Below are 19,753 nucleotides of genomic sequence, written 5' to 3'. Positions count from 1 at the left end.
TCAGGCGGCGACCAGTGCGCCTTTCGCCTGCAGAGTCTCCATCACGCGTGCCGCTGCCAGTTCCGAAGGGTTCTCGACGCCCAGCAGGGCGAAGGTGCCGCCGAGCATGAAGGCGCAGTGGCCGTGGACGGTGGCGATCAGCGAACTCGTCAGTTCCGCCGCGTCCCCGGCTGCGCTAGCGGGCAGGACGGCCGCGACCTCGCGGGCGATGACGCCGGTGAGGCGGACGCGCTGCGCTGCCAGCGTCTCGGGCATGTCCATGCCTTCCGGGACGCGGTGCTCGTAGATCGCCGACCACAGGTTGCGGTGGGTCTGCGCGAAGTCGAAGTAGCCGCGCACGAGGACGAGGATACGCCCGCGTCCCTCGGTGCCTTCGAGGCGGTCTTCCAGCCACTCGCTCCAGTGCCGGAAGGTCCGCGCGTTGATCTCCATGACCAGCCCGTCGACGTTGCCGAAGACGTGCATCACCGTGCCCACCGAATAGCCGATGCGCTTGGCCACTTCGCGCGCCGAGAAGCGGGCATAGCCGCTCTCGGCCATGACCTCCCGCCCCGCGTCGAGGATCAGCGCTTCCAGTTCCTCGCGGCCGTGATCCGATCTCCTTCCCATCGTCAGCCAGCCTTCCGCACGAAGGGATAGCGCATCTGCGCAAGGTAGCCGCTCGGCACCGCCTCCGGCACGCCGTAGCCCTGCGGCCACCGGCCCTTGGGGAAATAGTGGGTGCCGAACAGGCGATCGAGCCAGGGGAAGTGGATCGCGAAGTTCTTGTCGATCCCCTCGGCCTCCAGCGCGTGGTGCCAGTGGTGGAAGCGCGGCACCACGATGAAGCGGCCGAGGCGGTCGAAGTCGCCCCGGATGTTGGCGTGGACGAGCGAGGAATAGACGTAGACCATGCCGATGTAGGCCTGCATGACCGAAGGCAGGAAGCCCAGCGTCAGCAGCGGCAGCGAGGTCACGCCGCGCAGCAGCACGATCTCGGCGAAGTGCATCCGTCCTCCGGCCAGCCAGTCCATCGACCGCGCCGAGTGATGCACCGCATGGAAGCCCCACAGGAACGGGATGCGGTGGAATACGCGGTGGAACCAGTACTGGGTCAGGTCGGTCAGGAACATCGCCATGATGAACTGCACGGCCCAGGGCAGGGCTGCCACCGCTCCGCGAATGCCGGACAGGGCGGTGCCGTGCGCGTTGAGGTAGCTCGACGGCGCGAGGGCGAGGAAGGTGATGAGCTGCACCAGCATCGAGCTGATGAGGAAGTAGAACAGGTCTTCGCGCCACTCGGGTCGGAACAGGCGCTGCTTGTTACGGTGGGGGACGATGCGCTCCAGCGGGGCGAACATGAGGCCGGTGGCGACGAGGTTCACCGCGAAGAAATCGACGCCAAAGAACACGCCCCAGTCGTGCATCTCGCGCGGCTGCACCGACGCGCCGCCGAGGATCGTCCCCGCTAGCGCCACCATGAGCGCAGTCATCCCCAGCACCTTGCGCGGGCGCAGCAGCAGGCTCAGCAGGGCCAGCGCATAGGATGCCAGCAGCGTGGCATGGACGACGATGCGAAAGCCCGACGACTTGAGCACGACCGCCAGCTCGGGCGTGGCGAACCAGTCCGGCCAGCGCAGCGCGATGACGAAGCATAGTCCGGCGGCGGCCAATAGCAGCGCGAAGAATCCCGCGAACCAGCCGGTGCCGAAGCCGCGCGCTTCGATCGGAGCCTCAAGGTCACGGACAAGCTTTTTCAGAAACCCGGTCATGGTCGGTTTTCTCCAGTGTCGATGAGGCTTTGTACCGCGACAATCGAACGCTGTCTAATTATTTATTGTACAGCGTTCGATTTAAAGATAGACTCGCGGTGCGAATGAGATCGAAAGGCGATTCATGACCGGGATCCTGCTGCTTGCGACCGTCATCCTGAGCGTGCTGCTCTACGACACGAGGCGACGTCTGATCCGCGTGGAGGGCTTGCTGGTCGAGCCCCCGGCGCCAGCATATGCCGGGCTGGAGGAGGCGGCACGGCAGGAGCACTTCGAAGTCGAAACGGCTCCGGTCCCGGATCTTCAGCTCGACCCGGTGGCCGAGTTCGTGCCGGTCGCGCCCGAACCGATGCCGATGGCCGAAGAGGTCGGACCCGAACCTGAATCCGTCTCCGACGTGGCGGACAAGCCTGCGTCGCCGGGCTTCGGTTTCGAGGATCTGTTCGGGCGCAAGCTGCCGATCTGGGCGGGCGGCATCACGCTGATCGTGGCGGCGGTGTTGATGGTGAAATATTCCATCGACACCGGCTTGCTGTCGCCTGTGGTGCGCGTGGTGATGGGGCTGGTCTTCGGCAGCGGCCTGATCGGCCTTGGTGAACTTGCGCGTCGGCGTGAGGACGTTGTGCGCGATGTCCGTGTCGCTCAGGCCCTTGTAGGTGCCGGTGTGGGCGGCCTCTATGCCGCCGTTCTGGCCGCTGCCAATCTCTACGATCTGGTCGGTTCGGGCACGGCCTTCGTCGGCCTGACCGCGATCACCGCGCTTGCCCTCGGCCTTGCCCTGCGGTTCGGAGCGCCTTGCGCCGTACTCGGCCTCGTCGGTGGGCTGGCAACTCCGGCCGTCGTGCAATCGCAGAGCCCCAGCGTGCCCTTGCTGGCGGGATACCTTGCCGTCGTAATCGGCGCGATCACCCTGCTTTCGCGGCGGCAGCGCTGGGTCTGGCTGGGCATCGGTGCGCTGACGGGCGGCGCGGGCTGGACCCTGCTGACCATCGCCATGGGCGATCTCGACAGCGGATCGACGCTGGCGATGGGCCTGCTGGTGTTGCTGCTCGGGCTCGGCCTGCCCGTTCTTGCGGTGGAGGGCCGCACCGCGCCGATACTGCGCGGGGTGACCGGTGTGGTCGGCGCGCTGCAACTGGCGCTGATCGTCGCGCGGGGAGAGTTCACGCCGCTGACATGGGGCCTTTACGGCCTGCTTTCGCTGGCGTTCGTGTGGCTGGCTGGCCGCACGCCGGTCCTGCGGCGGACAGTCGCCGTGCCGTTGCTGACGGCTCTGGGGCTCGTTGCAGTCTGGCCCACGCCGGGTGCAGGGCTGTTTGCGGCTGTCCTGGCCGGGATAACGGCGATCTACGGCGGCTATGCGCTGTGGCGGGTATGGCGTGAAGATGGCGGCCTCATTGAAGTCGGACTGCTCGGCGCCATCGCGCTCGGTGGCTATGTCGTCTGCTTCGGGCAGTTCTACGAAGGCCATCCGGGCCAGGATCTGCGGTTCGCGCTTCTGGCGCTGGCGTTCTCGGCCTTGCCGGCACTTGGCGCTGGCCTGGGTTGGCGTAGTGGCGAGCGTCGCGAGGATGCCCGGTTTGCGCTACTGTCGTGCTGCGCCGGAGTGCTGGTGGTGCTGGCGGGGCTGGTCGGCCTGCCCGAATGGTGCGCGCCGATAGTCATCGGCGCAGTGGCGGCGACGCTGCTTGGGCTTTCGGTCACGGCGCAGGATCAGCGTGTGGCGAAGGGTGCTCTCGGTTTCCTTGTCACGGCTGTCATCGCGCTGGTGGTGACGATCGAGACCACTGGGGAACTGGTGCGTCTTTTCGACGTCGCAGCAGTTCCGAACCCTGCGCGGGCGGTGCTGCGGTGGAGCGTGCTCTGTGCGGTGGCGGCGGCCTTTGCCTGGCGCAATTCCGGCACGATACTGCGGTTTGCACTTCAGCCGATGGCGGTCCTGCTCGGCTATGGGCTGGTCGCGCAGATCGTCCCGGCCCCGTGGCTTGCGGTTGTGACGAGCGTCGCCTTGATCGCTCTGGTCGAGGCCGGACGCCGTCGGCAGGTTCTCGGGTTGGAGCCGACATGGGCGACGGTGGTCGGCCTGCTGGCGCTGTGGGCGCTTCAGCCGATCGGCCATTGGCTTCTGGTCGGAATGGTCTCGCTGGGTGGTCATCCGGTGTTCGTCGGAGAACTGCCGTCGGTCGGAATGGCGATGGGAAGGCTGGTCTTGCCTGCAATCGCAGGAGCTTTCGCGTTGTGGCGTATGCCTGTGCGCCTGCCCGATGCCGCGCGCATCGGGGGTGCGGCATTGACTGGCGGGCTCGCGCTCGCCGGCGCGCATGTCCTGTACAAGCAGCTTTTCGCCATCGGTGACTACGCCGCTTTCGTCCGCCTCGGACTTGCAGAACGATGCCTTTGGGAAGCCTTGCTCGTGGCGGCGGGAACCCTGATATGGCGCTATCTGACGGCGCAGCGCATGGCGACCGGGCTTGTCCTGGCGGGCATCGCGCATAGCCTCGTCTATACCGTCGTGCTGCATGATCCCTTGTGGGCCGAACAGGCAGTCGGCGCATGGCCCTTGTTCAACTTGCTGCTGCCCGCATTCGGCATCGCGTTCGTTGGGGTCTCGATCATCGAACGTGTCGTGCCCGAACTACCCAGCTACCTGCGGAGGGTCGGCGACGGGCTCTGCATGGCGCTGATCCTTCTCTTCGCCTTCGCGACACTGCGCCAGCTGTTCGCCGGCTCGGTGCTGGTCTTCGGAGAGGTGACGGAACTGGAGAACATCGGGCGATCGGTGCTCGCCATCCTGCTTGCTGTCGGCTTCCTGCTCTGGGGCATCCGCAAGGGCCTGCGCGACTGGCGCCTCGCCTCGCTTGTCCTGATGCTGGGTGCGGTGGGCAAGGTGTTCTTGTTCGATGCTTCGGGACTGGAGGGCCTTCTGCGGATATGCTCGTTCCTTGCACTTGGCTTCAGCCTGATCGGGATCGGATGGCTCTTCAACCGCTATCGGCACTAGAGGGCAGCCAACGTATCGGAGCGTTGGGGCTACGCAAACGCCGTGAATGCCTCTACCCCAGATAGGATGCTTCGAGGTTGCCGCCGTCCGCGATTTCGGCTGATGATCCCCTGGCCGCGATGCGGCCCCGGCTGAGAACGTAGGCGCGGCTGGACAGGTTGAGGGCGAGGTCGGCCATCTGATCGACGATCAGCATCGCTATGCCTTCGTCCCGAACCGCCTTCAACTGGTCGAACAGGTCTGATGTCGCCTGCGGAGAAAGGCCCAGCGAAGGCTCGTCCAGCAGCAGGATGCGTGGCTTTGCCATGAGCGCGCGGCCGACTGCCAGCATCTGCTGCTCGCCGCCCGAAAGCAGGCCGGCGCGCCGATCCAGCATGGTCGCGAGACGCGGAAAGCCCGCCAGAACCTGTGCCATGCGCTCCGCGCTGCCGGCGGCGCAGGTGTAGCCGCCGAGGCGCAGGTTGTCGCGTACCGACAGTTCGGGAAAGACCTGTCGCCCCTCCGGAACCAGCACCAGCCCTTGCCGCACGCGGGACGGCACGTCCTCTCCGTCGATCTGCGTGCCCTCCATGCGCAGATGTCCCGAGCGGGCCGGCATGAGGCCGGAAAGCACCCGCATCAACGTGGACTTGCCCGCTCCGTTCGCGCCGAGCAGGGCGACGGCTTCGCCGGGCCGCACTTCAACGTCGATGCCGTGCAGCACATCGACCGCGCCGTACCCGGCATGGAGGGCATAGGCGCCAAGACATGGCTCCCCGAACTTTGCGATGGTCGGCGCGAGCCCGCCGAGCGGCTTGTTGCCCAGATAGGCCTCGCGGACGACGGGATCGGCCTTGATATCGGCAGGAGTGCCCTGCGCGATGAGAGCGCCGGTGCGCAACACGGCGATTCGATCCGACACGCCCATCACGAGGCCCATGTCATGCTCGACCAGCCCGACGCCGATCCCGGCCTCGGCGATCTGGCGCAGGAGGTCGCCCAGAATGCGCTTCTCGCCCTGAGACAGTCCCGCTGCGGGCTCGTCGAGCAGGATCACGTCGGGGTCGGTCGCCAGTGCCCGCGCGATCTCGACAAGGCGGCGATCGACGTGCGCCAGCGCTCCGGCCGGGGTGGATGGCGCACCGGTGAAGCCGCAGGCGAGGAGCAGGGCGCGAGCATGCTCCCGGTCGGGCAACGAACCGTGCAGGGCACGCCCGAAGATATTGCCCAACCGCCCCTTGCGCATTGCGAGCAGGACATTGTCCTCCACCGTCATGCTGTCGAACAGCGCGGAGGTCTGGTACGTTCGGGCAATGCCCGCCTGCGCGGAAAGCCATGGTCTCCCGGGCGAAAGCGGGTGTTCGCCCAACAGGCGTTCGCCGCTGTCGGAACGGTAGAAGCCACTCAGGATGTTGATGACGGTTGATTTCCCCGCGCCGTTCGGGCCGATCAGCGCGGTGATGGAGGACGCCGGAATGCTGATGTCGAGATCGTCGATGGCGCGCACGCCGCCGAAAGCTATGCCGAGCGCGCGCCCCGAAAGTGTCGCGCGCGGACGCGAGGGCAGCAGTGCTGCAAGTGAGCGTGCATCGACCGGCGCGGCATCGTCCTTCGGATCGATGCGCAGCAGCCCGGCGATGCCAGTCGGCGCCAGCCACAGCACGAACAACACCAGCAGGGCGTAGGCAAGAACGCGATAGGCTTCGAAGGAGGAGAGCACTTCCGGCAGAAGGCCGATAACGATGGCGCCCGCCACGGGGCCCGGCCGCGACCCCGTGCCGCCGATCACGACCGTCAGCACCAGCAGGATGGAAAAGTTCAGTCCAAAGGACTGCGGTGTGACGAAGCTGTTCAGCGGTGCGGACAATCCTCCCGCCAGTGCGCAACACCCTGCCGAAACCATGAACGCGACGATGCGCGTGCGCGTAGGGGCTATGCCGATGGAGGCGCCCGCATTCTCGGAGTCGCGGACAGCGCGCATTGCCTGCCCCCAGGCGTTGCCGGCAAGGACATGATAGGCGGCCGTCACGATTGCCGCGACCAGAATGGCGATGATCGCCATGGCACGGTCGCCCATTGCGATCCCGGCGACCGAGAGCGGCGGGATCTGCAGGATGCCGCTCTGGCCGCCGGTCAGGCTTTCGGCCTCCACCAGTGTCTGCTCCACGACGAGGCCGAAGGCGATCGTCACCATCGCGAGATAGGGGCCTTTCACGCGCAGTGCCGGTAGCGCCAGAACCGCTCCCACGCCGACAGCGATGGCGATGCCCAGCGGCCAGGCAAGCCAGAACGGCAGCCAGCCGTGTGATGTGCAGATCGCCACCGCATAAGCACCGATGGCGTAGAAGGCGGCATGGCCGAAGCTGAACTGCCCGCTGAGGCCGATCAGCACGTTCAGGCCGATCCCCGCGATCGCCAGCAACGCGATCTGGCCGATGACGAAGGCGTAGTAGCCATTGAGCAGCAGGGCGCCGGCGATGCTTCCCAGCAGGCACAGGCTCCAAAGCGCCAGCGAGAGGGAGCGATGAAAGGGGAGGGCGATCATACCTTGCGCACCTGTGCTCGGCCGAGCAACCCGTCGGGGCGCACGGCAAGGACGACGATGACCAGCATGAAGGTCACGATCTGCGTGAAGCCCGAGCCGATGCCGAGCGTGACGAGGGCCTCCACCAGTCCGAACAGCAGCGCGGCAAAGACGATGCCCCACGCGCTACCCAATCCGCCGAGAATGGCGACCGCGAAGGCCTTGAGCCCGAGCACCACGCCCATGCCGGTCTCGACATGGGAGAGCGGAGCCACGAGCATGCCCGCGATCCCGGCGAGTGCGGAAGACAGTGCAAAGGCTGCGGCAATCACGCGGCCAACGGGAATGCCCATGATGGCGGCGGCGTCTCGGTTCTGTGCGACGCCCAGCATGGCGACGCCATGCAGCGTCCGAAGACGGAACAGGTCGATACCGGTTGCGAGGGCCAGCATGACGATCGGGATGAGCAGGTGCAGCGGATAGATGCCGAGGTCCATACCGCCCAGCCGGATGGAAGACAGCGTCAGCGGAGAGGCCAGCGAGCGTGGTTCCGCGCCGAATATGAGCATCATGCCATTGTCGCAGACAAGACCGAGCGCAACCGTCGCCATCAGCCATGCATCCGACTTGCGGGCAAGGAAGGGCCGTATCGCGGCGTGCTCCACGATCAGGCCGTAGGCTCCGCAGGTAAGCACTGCGCCGCCCACGGCGATGGGGACCGGCCATCCGGCCTGCGCGAGCATCCAGAGCAGCACCGCGCCCAGCATGGCGCTGCTGCCCTGCGCGAAATTGACCGCGCCGCACACCGACGCCGTGATGTGGAACCCGAGGGCGATCAGCCCGTAGATCGATCCGAGCGCGATGCCTGTCAGCAAGGCGGGGAGTATATCCATGGCTCAGGCCGCCTTCGCGGAGAGAGGAACGATGCGGCCGTGATCGAATTCGGCCCAGATATAGTCCCGTTCGTCCAGCGCATCCTGACTGTGTGCAAAGGGATGTTCGTAGGTCTTGATGAGGCCTTCGTGGCGGTCGATCCGGGTAAAGCCTTTTCGTACCGCGTCACCGTCAAGCGATCCCGCCTTACGAATTGCCAGCGCCGCGAGGTGCATGGCGTCGTAGGAGTTGGCGACGCCGACCGCCGGGGTCACGTCCTGCGGCCCCTTGATGTCAGGATACCTGGCCTGCAGCGCGGCCAGCACGCGGGCTTTCACCGGGGTGTCCGCTCCGAGGAAACTGTATGTCTGCACGAATTTCACCCTTTCCGCGTGCGGCCCCGCCAATTCCGAGAAGCGCCCGCCTGCCGGACCCCAGTGTGAGACGATCGGCACGTCCCAGCCCATCTGGTCGAGCGACTTGACCACCTGAGCCGACGGACCGACGGTGGCGACCATCATCAGGCAGTCAGTTCCCTGCGCACGCAGGCGACCGAGTTGCGGAGTGACATCGACATCCGAGTGCTCGAACTTCTCGGAACCCGCGAGTGGTAGTCCGGCGGCTGCAAGCGCCGCTTTTAGGCCCTTCTCGTTGGATTGGCCCCAAGGGTTGTTCAGTAGGATCAGACCCGGGCGGCGAGCGGCATAAGTGCGCTGTGCGAAGCCGACCATCGCCTTGTCTACCAGTTCGTCCACGGCGGAAACGCGGAAGACGAAGTTGGGATCGGTGCCGTTGTGGGTGATGACCGTGCCTGCTGCCCATGGCACCACGAACGGCGTGCGCGCTGCGGTGGCGATCGGAACGATGGCACGGGCTACCGGCGTGTCGAGGCCGCCGAACAAGACCGCCACGCGCTCCTTGTACAGCAGTTCACGCGCGGCGATCACGCCCTTTCCGGGGTTGCTCTCGTCGTCGCGGCGAAGCAGTTCCAGTTTGCGACCCAGCAAACCGCCCGCGGCGTTGATCTCGTCGATCGCAATCGAAATCCCGCGTGAGATCGCCTCCCCCGACTTGGCGGACTGTGCGGTCAGCGCGGTGATAAGCCCGATGCCGATGCGATCACTTCGTCCGCCGCATCCAGTCAGGGCCATCGCGCCGCCGCCGACTATTCCGGCGAGTATGGTGCGTCTTGGAACGAGAATCGCCATGGTTCGCCTTCATCCAGATTCCCAGTCTGGCTATCACGACATCGAAACAATTCAATATAAAAATCGTCAACGATTTATGTTTTAGATCGTTGATGATTATCCTTGCAAATCGCCTCATTTTGGAAGAAAGGGAGTTTTGACGCATCCGCCGTGGGGAGAGTGGAGTGTTTTGGGGGTTCTGGGTGTGGTGGCGCTTTGGCGTTGGAAAGGGTGTGTTGGATCATGAAGCAGAGTGTCGACATGTCGAGCGAAGGCGCCAATGCCACTTCTTCACGCCGCCGGGTGCGCAAGGCGGAGGCTGCGCCGGATCTGGGCGCGGCTTCGGCGGCGAGTGGGGTGGATATCGAGCAGCACATCTACCAGACCGTGTTCGACAGCGTGCTCAACCAGCGGCTGACCCCCGGCACGAAGCTGCCCGAACCCGCGCTGTGCGAGCTGTTCGACGTCTCGCGCGCGGTGATCCGCAAGGTGCTGCAGCGGCTGGAGCATGACCGCATCGTCGAGCTTCGCCCCAACAAGGGCGCCGTCATCGCCGCCCCCACGCCCGAGGAAACCCGCCAGATCTTCGAGGCGCGCCGCGCGCTGGAAGTGTCCATCGTCGAGATCGCCGCGCGCCGCCATACCCCGCAGGACCTGGCCGATCTGCGCCGCCTGCTGGCGCACGAGCACGAGGTCACGCACAACCCCTACCAGCCCGCCTGGGCCGCCTGCGCGCGCGAGTTCCACCTGCGCATCGCCGCGGTCGCGGGCAACCCGATCCTGACCGCGTACCTGACCGAACTGATGACGCGCTGCTCGCTGATCGTCGCGCTCTACCAGCCCAGCGGCAACGCCGCGTGCGAGCATGCCGAGCACGGCCGCATCGTCGACTACATGGAGAAGGGCGACGTCGCCTCCGCGCGGGCCGAGATGGGCCGCCACCTGCGCGCGCTGGAGGACAATATCAGCCTCGATCGCGGCGCGTCCACACAGACGCTGGCCCAGATGCTGAACCTTCCTGCGAGTGATCGGGGATGATGCTCGAAAACCCGCAGACTCACGTCGATTTCGACGCGATCGGCGCCTATCAGCGCTACAAGCTGATGGCGAGCCTGATCGTGCCGCGCCCCATCGCGCTCGTCACCACGGTCAATGCGCAGGGCGTGGTCAACGCCGCGCCGTTCAGCATGTTCGCCATGCTGGGCGAGGATCCGCCGCTGGTGATGATATCGATCAACCGGCTGCAGGACGGCGCGCTCAAGGACACTGCCGCCAACGTGCTGGAATCACGGGAATTCGTGGTCCACATGGCGGACGAGGCGATCGCCGCGCAGATGCACGACTGCGGCACCACGCTGCCGCCGGACCAGAGCGAGCTGGACCTCGTCGGCTTCACCGCGATCCCTTCCACCGGCGTCGCCCCGCCGCGCATCGCCGAGGCGCCGATCGCCTTCGAATGCCGGTTGTGGGAGACGATCGAGACGGAGAGCCGGTACATCTTCCTCGGCAGGATCCTGCACCTCCATGCCCGCGAGGGGCTGGTCGACACCGACCTGTGGCGGGTCAACCTGCAGGACTATTTCCCCGTCGGCCGCTTCGGCGCCAGCTTCTACACCCGCACGCGCGACCGCTTCGCCTTGCAGGGAGAAGCGCGGGAAACAGCCATCGACCGGATCTGAGGCTGGTCTTTCTGCGGCGCTGGAGTTGCGCTGTGTCGCCTTGGATTGCTTCGCTCCGCTCGCAATGACGAGGTGTGGGCGACTCTCGTTTCCCGTCGTCATTGCGAGCGGAGCGAAGCAATCCAGCGGCAAGGCATTGCCCTTCCGTCCAACCCGCTTCCCATTCCCCCTGCCTTCGCAGGGGCGACGGGAGGATGTTCCAGTCGCATACAGGCGATGCGCACACCCGCGCACTGAACTGAACCTAGCGGTACCCAAGGGTGCGTGAGCGCGCATTGGCGCGCACCAAGACGCATTCAGATGGCCCGATCCAACCCCGAACTGACGCAAATATCGTCAACGATTCGATTTCGGATCGCCGCCCGGTGTCATCGTCAACCGGCATCAAACTCCGCCATACCGCACCGCACCATCCAAAAACCGCAGAAACACAACGTTCTCGAAAATTTATTAGATCGTTGACGATTTAATGTTGGATCATCGACGAAGTTCGACATATGACTTGATTCGCAACGAGCGATCGGGTCGCCGGGTGACGGCAGGACAAAAGTCCGCCGCACCCCTGCCGGTCGCCTCTTCGGACAACATGAGGGTGACGATCATGCGCATTGCGAAACTGGCTGCCGGTCTTTCTCTGGGTGCGATGGGGATCGCGCTCGCCGTTCCCACTGCGATCCATGCGCAGGTCATCACCGGGGCCATCAACGGCCGCCTGACTGATCCGGACGGCAATCCGGTTGCGGGTGCGCCCGTCACCATCGTCCATGTCCCCTCGGGCACGACCACCACCGCGACGACCAGCGCCGACGGCGTCTATGCGGTGCGCAACCTGCGTCCCGGCGGTCCGTACCGCGTCACCGCGACTTCGCCGGACCTCGGCACCAAGTCGGTCAACATCCCCGCGATCAACACCGGCGACGCCTTTCAGGCGAACTTCACGCTGGGCGAGATGACCGAGATCGTGGTGAGCGGCACGACGTATGGCGGCGGCGACCTCAAGACCGGGCCAAGCTCCAACTTTTCGGCCCAGAAGATCGAGGCTTCGCCCTCGATCAGCCGCGACCTCAAGGATCTGGCGCGGATGAACCCCTTCGTCGCGGTCGACCCGACCAACAGCGACGCGCTGGTCTGCGGCGGCGCCAACAACCGCACCAATTCGCTGACCATCGACGGCGTGCGCCAGAACGACGACTTCGGCCTTCAGGCCAACGGCTATCCGACCCAGCGCTCGCCGATCTCGATCGACGTGGTGGAGACGCTGGGCGTGGAACTGGCGCCCTATGACGTGAACTACGGCGCGTTCGGCGGCTGTACGCTCAATGCCACCACCAAGTCGGGCGGCAACAGCTTCCACGGTCAGGTGTTCTACGAATATACCGGCGACGCGCTGCAGGGCGGCGAGTTCGCCTATACCGATTTCCAGGACGGATCGCGCCAGAACCGCCGCCTGACCGGCAAGTTCTCGGAAAAGACCTTCGGCGCGACGCTGACCGGCCCGATCATCAAGGACACCCTGTTCTTCACGCTGAACTACGAGAAGTTCGAGCGTTCCGAACCCTCGCTGGTCGGCCCGACCGGATCGGACTTCGCCAATCAGGTGCCGGGCGTCAGCGTGGCGCAGGCGAACGAGGTGCGCCAGATCCTGCAGGATCGCTACGGCTATGACCCACTGGGCTACGAGGCGACGAAGCTGCCTTCGCGTGACGAGAAGATCTTCGGCAAGCTGGACTGGAACATCGCGCCCGGCCACCGCGCCACGGTTTCGTACCAGCGCACGCGCGGCTCCTCGATCTCGGCAAACGGCAACACGCTGACCGGATCGAGCACCTCGCTCGGCCTGCTGTCGCAGTGGGTGGAGCGGCAGAACAACCTCGACGTCTACAAGGCGCAGGTGTTCTCCGACTGGACCGACAATTTCAGCACCGAAATCAGCGCGTCGTACAAGAAGATGGACAACCCCGGCTATCCGCTGGCGGGCGCCGACTTCGCGCAGTTCCGCGTCTACCTGAACGGCACGACCACCGGCCCCAGCGTCTATGCGGGCACCAATGCGTCCTATCAGGCGAACGAGCTGACCACGTACCTCCAGCAGTATCGCGCCAAGGCGACCTATACCGCCGGATCGCACCGCATCACCGCGGGCTACGAGCGCGAGGCGCTGAAGATCTGGGATCTGTTCGTCCAGAACGCCAACGGTTCCTACGTGTTCAACTCGCTGGCGGACCTGCGCGCGGGCAATGCCTCCTCGGTCAGCTATGCCAATGCCGCCAGCAACATGAAGGCGGACGGGGGCTTCACCCTGCACACGACGACGAACACGCTCTACTTGCAGGACGAATGGGCGGTGCTGCCCGAACTGACGATCAAGGCGGGCCTGCGCTACGACTTCTTCGAGCAGTCGGACCGGCCGGACGAGAACCCGCTGGTGATGGCGCGCTACGGCATCTCGAATACGGAGAACCTCGACGGCAAGCACCTGCTGCAGCCGCGCTTCGGCTTCAACTGGAAGCCCGACCCGACGCTGACGGTCTATGGCGGCGTCGGCCTGTTCGGCGGCGGATCGCCGACGGTGTGGACGGCGAACACCTTCTACAACACCGGGCAGATGCTGGGCAACGTCACCTGCACCCGCAACGCGACGACCAGCGCGGCGTGCCTTGCGGGGCTGACCAACGTCGACGGGTTCAACGTCAACCCGGCGTTGCAGGCGGCGAACAGCGCCAGCGCGGCGCGCGGGCAGGGGCTCATCAACGCGCTCGACAAGGACTTCAAGCCGCAGTCGACGTGGAAGATGTCGATCGGCGCGCAGAAGGAGTTCGACCTCGGCAAGTTCGGCAACGGCTGGCGCGTGGCGGGTGAGTTCATCCACTCCGAAGTGCAGAACGCGGTGGCGTGGTACGAACTCTATGCGGGCGCCAATCGCGGCCCCGATGCGCCGGACGGCCGCCCGACCTACCTGCCGGGACGCGACAACCGCAACGACATCCTCGTGACCAATACGAAGCAGGGTTACGCCAACCAGGTCGGTCTGGCGCTGGGCAAGACCTGGCGCGAAGGTCCGCTCGACGGGCTGGAGGCGCAGCTCTCCCACACCTACATCCGCTCGAAGGACATCAATCCGGGGATCACCACGGTGGCCTCGTCGAACTACTCGGGCGTGGCGACCTCGGACCCGAACGATCCGCAGCTGGCGACCTCGAACTACGAATTCCGCAACCTGACGAAGCTGTCGCTGTCCTATGCACACGCCTTCTTCGGCGACAACCGCACCCGCGTGACGCTGTTCGGGCAGCGCCGTTCGGGGCAGGTGTTCAGCTATACCTTCGACGTGGGCGCGAACGCCAACATGGCCGCCGACATGCTGGTGGGCGAGAACGGCGCGCTGGCCACCCGCAACCGCCAGCTTCTCTACGTCCCGCAGGCAAGCGGCGGGCAGGTGACGGCGGGCAGCGATCCGATCGTGACCTATGGCGCGGGCTTCGACCTGCAGGCGTTCAACGCCTTCCTCAAGAAGAACGGCCTGCTCAAGTATGCGGGCGGCATCGCCCCGCGCAACGCCTTCAAGGCCCCCGCCGTCACCACCATCGACATGCGCATCAGCCAGGAGATCCCCGGTTTCTTCCCCGAAGGCGCGAAGGCGGAAATCTATCTCGACATCGAGAACCTGGGCAATCTCATCAACAAGCGCTGGGGCGTGATCCAGCAGATCCCGTCGCCCTACGTCTCGGCCAACGTGGTGGCGCGCAACTGCCAGATCGCAGGGGCTTGCCCGACGCAGGGCAACTTCTACCAGTACGACAGCTTCATCGGCCGCGCCGCGACCAGCTTCAACACCCAGTCGGTGTGGCAGATGAAGGTCGGCGCGCGGTTCAAGTTCTGACGGCCAGATATCCGACGACTTGAGAGAGGAAGAGACATGACCACTACCCCGATGCAGCTCTCCCGCCGCGGTATCCTCGCCGCCGCGCTCGCGACCGGCGCCGCTGCCGCCGCCGCGCCCGCCCTTGCCGCGACGGCGAAGGCCAAGCCAGTGGCCAGGGGCGCGAGCTTCCTGCTGCGCAACGTCCTGCTCGAAACCGGCTACGTGCGGGAGGGCGCGGATGTCGTCGGCACGCAGACCGCGAAAGCCTCGGTGCTGGTGCGGGACGGGAAGATCGCCGCGATCCTCCCCGCCGCCGCGCCCGCGCCGATGGGCACCGAAGTGCGCGACGGGCAGGGGATGCTCCTGCTCCCCTCGTTCCGCGACATGCACATCCACCTCGACAAGACGTTCTACGGCGGCCCCTGGGTGCCCCCGCGCAAGCGCAAGGGCGGCATCCGCGGCCAGATCGAGCTGGAACAGACGCTCCTCCCGCAGCTGCTCCCGACGCTGGAGGAGCGCGCGGGCAAGCTGGTGGACCTGCTCCAGTCCAACGGCACCACCTTCGCGCGCAGCCAGTGCAACGTCGATCCGGTGATCGGCACCAAGCATGTCGAACTGCTCAAGCACGCGCTCGACAGCCGCGCCGACGGCTTCGGGCATGAGATCGTGGCGTTCCCCCAGCACGGCTTCGTCAGCGCCAACCTGATCCCGACGATGCGCGCGGCGATGGCGGCGGGCGCGACGCATGTGGGCGGGATCGACCCGACGACGCTCGACGGCGGCATGGAAAAGTCGGTCGATGCGATGATGCAGGTCGCGGTGGACATGAAGAAGGGCGTGGACATCCACCTGCACGAGCCTGGCGCCAGCGGCATCGCCGCGATCCGCCGGATTGCCGATACGGTGGAGCGCGAGCCCTCGCTGCGTGGCAAGGTAACGCTTAGCCATGCGTTCTCGATGATGTCGATTTCCGATGGCGAAATGGCCGACTTGGCCGCGCGCCTTGCCTCGCTCGACATGTCGGTCGCCTCGACGCTGCCGTTCGGCACGCGGATGATGCCGATCCCGATCCTGCTGGACAAGGGCGTGAAGGTCTACACCGGCACCGACAGCGTGGAGGATCACTGGTCGGTCTTCGGCAGCGGCGACGTGCTGGAGAAGGCCAAGCTCGCGTGCCAGCTCTACGGCTGGAGCGACGAGTACGGCATCTCCCAGTCGCTTAAGATCGCCACCGGCGGCCCGACCCCGCTCAACGCCAAGGGCGAGCAGGTGTGGCCCAGGGCGGGCGATGCGGCGGACATGGTGCTCGTCCCCGCAAGCTGCTCCGCCGAGGCGGTCGCGCGGCTGACCCCGCGCAAGGTCGTGATGTACGCGGGCAACGTCGTCTCGGGCGCGCTGGCCACGGCCTGACCGCCGCTTGAGGAGGGCGCGTCAGGGGCTCTCGGCGGCCTTGCGGAACGCATAGGTCGCGTCGAGCTTCTCGCGCAGGTACTCCCCGGCAAGGATCGGCTCGTAACGCGCGGGCCGATCCGGCGTCGCGCAGTGCGGCAGGCAGGCGATCGGCGCATCGACGTTGGGATCGAAGAAGAACACCACCGAATGCCGCACCGACCCGCCGGTGTTGAAGACCCGGTGCGGCGTCGAGACGTAGATGTCGTTGCTCCACCGCATCAGGCAGTCGCCGATGTTGCAGATGAAGGTGCCGGGGATCGGCGTCGCGTCGAGCCAGTCGCCGCCGCGCAGGCGCACCTGCAACCCGCCGGTCATGTCCTGCGAGAGCACGGTGATGTTGCCGTAATCGGTATGCGCGCCCGCGCCCGGTCGCTCCTCCTCCACACTTGCGGGCGGGTAGCGCAGCAGCCGCAGCGTCGCCAGCGGGCGGTCGATGTGGGGCACGAAGAAGTCCTCCGGCAGTCCGAGGTCGATGGCGAAGGCGCGGTGAAGCTGCTCGCCCAGTCTGCGCATCATCGCGTAGTAATCCAGCATGGCCTCGCGAAAGCCGGGCAGGGCGGGCCACTGGTTGCCGTCCAGCGGATCGAGCACTTCCTCGCCCTCCGGTTCGCGCCCGACGTTGAAGGCTTCCTTGAGGTCGGCGGGCCCATCGGGGTCGAGGCTCTCGTCGTCGATGCCCGCATAGCCCCGGTTGTTCATCGATCGCGAGATGGTCAGCGCCACCTTGTCGGCGGCGGGCAGGTCGAAGAACGCGGCCGACAAGGCATAGATCGCGTCGATCTTCTCCTGCGCGATGCCGTGGCCGCAGATGTAGAAGAAGCCGACCGAACGGCAGGCCTCGCCGATCTCGCGCGCGACGGCCTCGGCGCCCCCCGGAGCGCCCGACAGCAGCGGCGCGATGTCGATCACGGGAAGGTCTTGTATGGCCGGCGGCGGCGATGCCATCGGGCTGTCTCCTCAAGAGTTCGAAAAGTTCAGGAAAAAAGGCGGAGCCGACACCGTCGGCTCCGCAGGGTGGACTCTGGATTCTAGAAGCGGGCCGTCAGCTTGAGGATCGCGGTGCGGCCTTCGCCGGGCATCGCCGAAGCCTCGGTCTCCGTGGAGCGCTGCGGGATGTAGTAGCGCTCGTTCAGGATGTTGTTGACGTTCACCGAGACGCGGAACCGGCCGAAATCGTAGTGGGCCGATCCGCGCAGCAGGAAGTAGTCCGGGAACACCGGCGCGCCGGGCAACTGGCCGCTGGTCTCCTGAATGTAGTTGCCGCCCAGCGTCGCGCCGAAGCCGTTGCCCATCTCGTAGTTGGCGAAGGCGCCCGCCACCCAGCGCGGCTGCGTGCGGTCGACATAGCCCGTGGCGGAGCCCGCGAAGGAGCAGGTCGATGCCTGATAGGCGAAGCCCCAGCCGTCGTTGTCGGCCAGCCCGAACTGCGAGGGCAGGATGACGAGGAACGAGCAGCCCGAAACGCTGGTCTTCTGCCGCGTCAGCACGCCCGAGAGGCCGAAGTGCCGGTTCACCGCCCAGCGCAGTTCGCCCTCGAACCCGCGCGTCGTCGCGCCCACGAAGTTGCCGGTCAGCAGTTCCGACTGGCGGCGCTGCTGCTTGTAGACCGACGCGGCAAGGAACAGCGCGTCGTCGAACAGCGACATCTTGATGCCGCCCTCGGTCAGCTTGGTGGGCGAGAGCCATGTGCCCGCCGAGACGTTGCCCGGCGTGACCGCGCCGCCCTGCGACGTCTCGGGCGCGAAGGAGCGGCCCTTGGTGACGTAGGGCGTCAGGCCCCAGGGCAGCTTCAGGCTGGCACTGGCGGACCAGCTCACCACGTCCTGCGCATCGTGGTAGTCGATGTTGGTCGGCACCGCGAAGTCGACGAAGCCGGTGTTGCGCGCCTTGGCGTCATAGGCATCGTAGCGCGCGCCGCCGGTCAGCATCAGCGTGTCGAACAGCGTGGCCGAGCCGTTGAAGAACACGCCGAAATCGTCGACGCGGGAGTGGTAGAACTGGTCCCACGCCTCGCCGCTGACGTAGCGCGGGTTGAAGATGTCGTCCGGCGTCGCGCCGACCGAGATGTCCTGACGGTCGAGCACCATGTAGCCCCGCGCGAAGACGTAGCCTTCGTCCGCCTTGTAGTGGCGATAGCCGAAGCCGCCGACATAGTTCATCGTGAACCACGGTGCGGGGTCGATCTTGCCGGTCAGCGAGACCCGGAATTCCTTGGCCTGATCGCGTAGCATCTTGGCGAAGCCGTAGCTGTTGTAGGAATCGGCGTTCAGGTCGTCGAGAAAGCCCTGGATCTTGAAGGTTCCGGGACCGACTTCGTGGGCAAGATCGAAATAGGCGGTCGTCGTCTCTGCCTTGCCGAAGTCGTAGTCGGACGTGACGATCGCGCGGCGGGAGAGCTTGACCTCCTTGATGGTCGCCGGATCGAGCTGCGAATACGCGTTGCTGGCGCCGAAGTATTTCGTCACGCCGCCGGCGCGCACGATGTCCGCCGGGGTGATGTAGTCCGCACCCGGCGAGACGAGCTGCGCGCGGAAGGTGCCGGAGGTGTAGATGCCGTCGTCCACCAGTTGCTGCGTCAGGCGGTTGACGCCGGTGGTGCCCTGCATCCCCTCGGCGGTGTAGTACTGGCCGCCCGCCTGGAATTCCCACCCGCCGGGAAGATCGGTGGCGAAGCCGATCTGCGCAAGGTCGTGCCTGGGTTCGATCCCGTGGAAGTACTGCGATCCCTGAAGGTGCTCGTAATAGACGTCCACGCCCGCGTCGTAGTCGCCGATCCTGAAGGGCGTGCCGTATTCGACCTCGCCCCGGAACATCTTGTAGGTGCCCGCCGAAAGGTCGACCTGCCCGAACGCGGCCTGTCCGTTCTTGAAGCGCTCCGCACGGCCGCCGCGCGGATCGAAGTTGACGTAGCCGCCCGCGCGCCCGCCGCCGTAGGCCGGGGACGCGACGCCGCGCACGACCTCAAGGCTCAGCGCACCCTCGATTGGGGTGACGTAAGTGCCCTGGTTCTCCACGCGCTTGAAGCCGCGGAAGAAGTTGTCGGCATATTCGCCGCGGATGTTCACCGAACCGTCGACGCCGTAGAAGCTGGCGGTGAAGACGCCCGGCGTCACCGCCGTCAGGTCGCGGATGGTGGTCAGGCTGTACTGGTCCATCATCTGCAGCGAGACGGTGGAGACCGAACGCGGCGTGTTCACCGCGTCGAGGTTCAGCCCCAGCGCGTCGCTGGTGCCCGGCAGGATCGCCGACTTGGTGCGCGTGCCCTGCACCAGAATGCCGCTCTCGGCCGCATCGGTGGTGACTTTCGCGTCCTCGCCCAGCGCGTCCACCTGCGCCATGGCGGGCGCCGCGAACGCAGACAAAGCGGTAGCGATCGCGGCGCACGCAGCGCCGCGGCAGAACTGGCCGGACCTCATTTTACCGTTTCCCCTAACGTGTCGTTGCC

12 protein-coding genes are annotated in these 19,753 nt (G+C 66.1%); 5 read left to right on the top strand and 7 right to left on the bottom strand.

Annotation, left to right across the window (positions count from 1 at the left end):
* Nucleotides 1-609 carry a TetR/AcrR family transcriptional regulator gene (locus tag LO787_RS20025; RefSeq protein WP_232492745.1) on the bottom strand — a complete coding sequence of 203 codons (609 nt, stop codon included), beginning with the start codon at nt 607-609 and terminating at the stop codon, nt 1-3.
* 2 nt (nt 610-611) lie between these two features.
* Nucleotides 612-1,751 (bottom strand): sterol desaturase family protein, encoded by a 1,140-nt coding sequence (locus tag LO787_RS20020; RefSeq protein ID WP_232492744.1) that lies wholly within the window; start codon nt 1,749-1,751, stop codon nt 612-614.
* Nucleotides 1,752-1,875: 124 nt separating this feature from the next.
* On the opposite strand from LO787_RS20020, the gene LO787_RS20015 reads away from it, so the two are divergent.
* A complete protein-coding gene (locus tag LO787_RS20015) occupies nt 1,876-4,752 on the top strand; it encodes a DUF2339 domain-containing protein (protein ID WP_232492743.1) in 2,877 nt (958 codons plus the stop codon).
* Between the two features lie 52 nt (nt 4,753-4,804).
* Here the strand turns inward: LO787_RS20015 and LO787_RS20010 are convergent, their stop codons facing one another.
* The 3 genes from LO787_RS20010 to LO787_RS20000 are packed head-to-tail and all read right to left on the bottom strand — an operon-like array spanning nt 4,805 to nt 9,336.
* Nucleotides 4,805-7,276, bottom strand: a complete 2,472-nt coding sequence (locus LO787_RS20010; RefSeq protein WP_232492742.1) for a branched-chain amino acid ABC transporter ATP-binding protein/permease — start codon at nt 7,274-7,276, stop codon at nt 4,805-4,807.
* Complete coding sequence (locus LO787_RS20005; protein WP_232492741.1) at nt 7,273-8,148, bottom strand: branched-chain amino acid ABC transporter permease; 876 nt, start codon at nt 8,146-8,148, stop codon at nt 7,273-7,275. The genes LO787_RS20010 and LO787_RS20005 overlap by 4 nt, the downstream gene beginning before the upstream one ends.
* A gap of 3 nt (nt 8,149-8,151) precedes the next feature.
* Nucleotides 8,152-9,336, bottom strand: a complete 1,185-nt coding sequence (locus tag LO787_RS20000) for an ABC transporter substrate-binding protein (RefSeq protein WP_232492740.1) — start codon at nt 9,334-9,336, stop codon at nt 8,152-8,154.
* A gap of 222 nt (nt 9,337-9,558) precedes the next feature.
* Between LO787_RS20000 and LO787_RS19995 the strand changes: the two genes are divergently transcribed.
* From LO787_RS19995 to LO787_RS19980, 4 genes are all read left to right on the top strand, one after another.
* On the top strand, nt 9,559-10,353 hold the full coding sequence (locus tag LO787_RS19995) for a GntR family transcriptional regulator (RefSeq protein ID WP_232492739.1): 795 nt from the start codon (nt 9,559-9,561) through the stop codon (nt 10,351-10,353).
* Nucleotides 10,350-10,994 (top strand): flavin reductase family protein, encoded by a 645-nt coding sequence (locus tag LO787_RS19990; RefSeq protein ID WP_232492738.1) that lies wholly within the window; start codon nt 10,350-10,352, stop codon nt 10,992-10,994. Before LO787_RS19995 ends, LO787_RS19990 begins: the two co-directional genes overlap by 4 nt.
* Nucleotides 10,995-11,595: 601 nt before the next feature.
* The gene (locus tag LO787_RS19985) at nt 11,596-14,874 is read left to right on the top strand and encodes a TonB-dependent receptor (RefSeq protein ID WP_232492737.1); all 3,279 of its coding nucleotides are present in this window, start codon (nt 11,596-11,598) and stop codon (nt 14,872-14,874) included.
* A gap of 36 nt (nt 14,875-14,910) precedes the next feature.
* Nucleotides 14,911-16,266 carry an amidohydrolase gene (locus LO787_RS19980; protein WP_232492736.1) on the top strand — a complete coding sequence of 452 codons (1,356 nt, stop codon included), beginning with the start codon at nt 14,911-14,913 and terminating at the stop codon, nt 16,264-16,266.
* Between the two features lie 21 nt (nt 16,267-16,287).
* On the opposite strand, the gene LO787_RS19975 is transcribed toward LO787_RS19980, so the two are convergent.
* Nucleotides 16,288-17,253: an isopenicillin N synthase family dioxygenase gene (locus tag LO787_RS19975; protein ID WP_232492735.1), complete on the bottom strand. Its 966-nt coding sequence runs from the start codon at nt 17,251-17,253 to the stop codon at nt 16,288-16,290.
* Between the two features lie 83 nt (nt 17,254-17,336).
* The gene (locus tag LO787_RS19970; protein ID WP_232492734.1) at nt 17,337-19,646 is read right to left on the bottom strand and encodes a TonB-dependent siderophore receptor; all 2,310 of its coding nucleotides are present in this window, start codon (nt 19,644-19,646) and stop codon (nt 17,337-17,339) included.
* Nucleotides 19,647-19,753: the final 107 nt, after the last annotated feature.

Source organism: Novosphingobium kaempferiae (assembly GCF_021227995.1).
Classification (GTDB): domain Bacteria; phylum Pseudomonadota; class Alphaproteobacteria; order Sphingomonadales; family Sphingomonadaceae; genus Novosphingobium; species Novosphingobium kaempferiae.
Note: the sequence above shows the minus strand (reverse complement) of the source record. Positions and strands in the feature narration are given on the sequence as shown.

Excerpts from the sequence above, each read along its gene's own strand:
- LO787_RS20025 (WP_232492745.1), bottom strand. The coding sequence starts at position 609 with ATGGGAAGGAGATCGGATCACGGCCGCGAGGAACTGGAAGCGCTGATC.
- LO787_RS20020 (WP_232492744.1), bottom strand. The coding sequence starts at position 1,751 with ATGACCGGGTTTCTGAAAAAGCTTGTCCGTGACCTTGAGGCTCCGATC.
- LO787_RS20015 (WP_232492743.1), top strand. The coding sequence starts at position 1,876 with ATGACCGGGATCCTGCTGCTTGCGACCGTCATCCTGAGCGTGCTGCTC.
- LO787_RS20010 (WP_232492742.1), bottom strand. The coding sequence starts at position 7,276 with ATGATCGCCCTCCCCTTTCATCGCTCCCTCTCGCTGGCGCTTTGGAGC.
- LO787_RS20005 (WP_232492741.1), bottom strand. The coding sequence starts at position 8,148 with ATGGATATACTCCCCGCCTTGCTGACAGGCATCGCGCTCGGATCGATC.
- LO787_RS20000 (WP_232492740.1), bottom strand. The coding sequence starts at position 9,336 with ATGGCGATTCTCGTTCCAAGACGCACCATACTCGCCGGAATAGTCGGC.
- LO787_RS19995 (WP_232492739.1), top strand. The coding sequence starts at position 9,559 with ATGAAGCAGAGTGTCGACATGTCGAGCGAAGGCGCCAATGCCACTTCT.
- LO787_RS19990 (WP_232492738.1), top strand. The coding sequence starts at position 10,350 with ATGATGCTCGAAAACCCGCAGACTCACGTCGATTTCGACGCGATCGGC.
- LO787_RS19985 (WP_232492737.1), top strand. The coding sequence starts at position 11,596 with ATGCGCATTGCGAAACTGGCTGCCGGTCTTTCTCTGGGTGCGATGGGG.
- LO787_RS19980 (WP_232492736.1), top strand. The coding sequence starts at position 14,911 with ATGACCACTACCCCGATGCAGCTCTCCCGCCGCGGTATCCTCGCCGCC.
- LO787_RS19975 (WP_232492735.1), bottom strand. The coding sequence starts at position 17,253 with ATGGCATCGCCGCCGCCGGCCATACAAGACCTTCCCGTGATCGACATC.
- LO787_RS19970 (WP_232492734.1), bottom strand. The coding sequence starts at position 19,646 with ATGGCGCAGGTGGACGCGCTGGGCGAGGACGCGAAAGTCACCACCGAT.